Raw genomic sequence first — 1,759 nt, forward strand, 5'->3', positions numbered from 1 at the left:
CAGTTAACAAATGAAAACATGCACACTGGCCTCGCCCGACCACGGCATGCTGGAAACCGCTTTCCGTGATTGTACCCGCTTCAGAGACGATGTAGTCGAGGCCACCTTCTCTTGAATAGTTCTGGCGGATCGTGTTCGTACCGACGAGTCCGGCGCGTTGCCCTTCCTTCAGATGATCATGCGTCAATCGTAGCCAGTACACGCAATAATCAGCATGTCCTGGAACGTCGGGATGTTGAGCGCGTAGCCTGTGAAGATAGGAAACTCCAAGCTCCTCCTGCATCTTGTTTTTGCTTTGAAATGGCGGATTTCCAATAACCGTTTCAACTTCTGGCCATTCGGTAAATAGCGCATCGACCCGACGGATGTTGTTATCCAGATTGTCGAGCGGTAAACCGTCGTAAAATCCAAGACCCATCTCCTCGCGTCCCAGCGTAGCCATTGCCTCCTCAAGCGCGAGTTTCTTGGCCAACATGAGCGTTACCTTCGTCAGCTCGACACCAAATGAGTCCACGTCGAAGCCGAAGAATTTCAGTGGGCTTATGATGCTGGCAGTGAGCGCCTGTTTAGCGACGTTCTTCGCCGAGAAGTTTTCCTCCATCCGAGCCAGGATACGAAGGTCAAGACGCGCAAGCTCACGGTACGCAACATAGAGGAAGTTTCCGCTCCCGCACGCTGGATCGAGAACGCGGAAATTCATAAGCTCCTTGCGGATTTCCACTAAGTCTTGCAGACGTGTGGCTGCGTCGATTTTCTCCATCCAAGGCTTGATAATCGTCGGGCCGACGATGCGCTGAATATCCGCCTCCGATGTAAAATGGGCACCAAAAGCATGGCGCTCTTCTTTATCCATGCTGTGCTGAAATAGCGTACCGAAGATGACAGGGTTAATCTTGGCCCAATTCTCCGTCGCTGCGCCACCTTCGCCGCCAATGATCTCAAGCTCTTCGCGGCTAAGTTCAACCGGCTCGATAGTAGAAAATAGACCTCCATTGAAATAACGAACCTCCTTGAACCGACCAGCGGTCGCCCGCTTAGGGGAGTTCATCTGTGAGAACAGACCATTAAAAAGATCGTAGGACGACTGCCCTTTGTGAAGGCAATCGTCAATTAGGGAGACAACAGTATTCCTAGGTAGCAGGTCGATGTCCTCCGCGAACATCGCTACCATCATCTGAAGGATAAAGCGCTGCGCCTGTGGACGCGGAACAGGATCTTTCTTCCGTCTCGTGAGCGCCTTGAATAGCGACGCCATCCTGTCAGCGGTCTTACGGGATACGTCTTCAAGGTCATTGTTGAATACGGGTTTACGTTCGTCAGGAAACAGGAAGTTGAGCGCAGTGTAGCGCGCAGGTAGGTCTTTTAAGGCTACCACATCGACGGGTTCGTTAAGTTGGCGGTCAAAGTCGTAGATCCAAAACTCATCGAAGTTGCAGAGCACGACATAGCGCGGCCTGTTCGGCACGGCGTTCAGCCAATAATCAAAAGCCTGCTGGTAGTGAAGATGGAGCTTCTCGCCCCCTTTCTTCATCTCAATTAGAAGGCGCGGCTTCCAAACTAGATCGGCAAATGACGTACCCTTCCCAGAAGCCTTCTTGATGCGCTCTTCTAGTGTTGCCCCTGCTTCCTTGTATCCCGCGTGACCGAACGCCCTGAAAAGCCGGTCGCAAAAGACTTGAGCCTCACCTTTCTCATCACCCTTGAGTAAGGCAGCGTAGGCAACGAACTCATTCAAGCTTTCGACTATTTCCGACACTCA

1 protein-coding gene is annotated in these 1,759 nt (G+C 52.0%); it reads right to left on the bottom strand.

Annotated features, from left to right (window positions below):
• Nucleotides 1–1,735: DNA methyltransferase (locus I5M_RS29255; protein WP_199900020.1), on the bottom strand; the 1,735-nt coding region annotated here is incomplete at its 3' end.
• Nucleotides 1,736–1,759 lie beyond the last annotated feature (24 nt).

This window comes from Rhodopseudomonas sp. B29, assembly GCF_000333455.1.
Classification (GTDB): Bacteria; Pseudomonadota; Alphaproteobacteria; order Rhizobiales; family Xanthobacteraceae; genus Rhodopseudomonas.